1 pseudogene is annotated in these 421 nt (G+C 60.6%); it reads right to left on the bottom strand.

Going from position 1 to position 421, the window contains the following annotated elements:
* Positions 1–103: 103 nt before the first annotated feature.
* Positions 104–421, bottom strand: a pseudogene (locus KQH60_RS14550) (ISL3 family transposase); the annotation flags it as partial.

Here is a 421-nt window from a genome sequence, read left to right as displayed (position 1 = left end):
AGTTCGCCACCGATGTCGCATCACGATTGGGCAACAGATCCAATGGGCGCCGTTGCTCGAGATCGACCAGTAGGGTGCCATAGCGATGACCGCGCTTGAATGCTCAGTCATCGACGCCAATAATGGTAGAGGGCGATGTCGTCGCGACATGCTTCTGGCCGTTGCGTTTGCGCAAACGAAGCATCGTTTCACCGCTGATCGAAATGCCCAGCCGCTGCGCCAAGCGCGCACCCGCGGCGCCACTGAGCGCCAAGCCCACATGCCACAGCACCGTCTGTGCTCGGGCTGTGCGACGCTGCTGACGTGGGCCGAATTGCACCGGGCATTGGGCGAATGTTCGCCGGCGGCACATTGTGTTATCGCAACGAAAGCGCCGCACATGGATTTTCAGTGTGACGCGATGGCCGCTACACGGTAGATC

The organism is Mycetohabitans sp. B8, from assembly GCF_021991875.1.
Classification (GTDB): Bacteria; Pseudomonadota; Gammaproteobacteria; order Burkholderiales; family Burkholderiaceae; genus Mycetohabitans.
The sequence above is the reverse complement of the archived record's forward strand: the minus strand, read 5'-3'. Positions and strand labels throughout refer to the sequence as shown.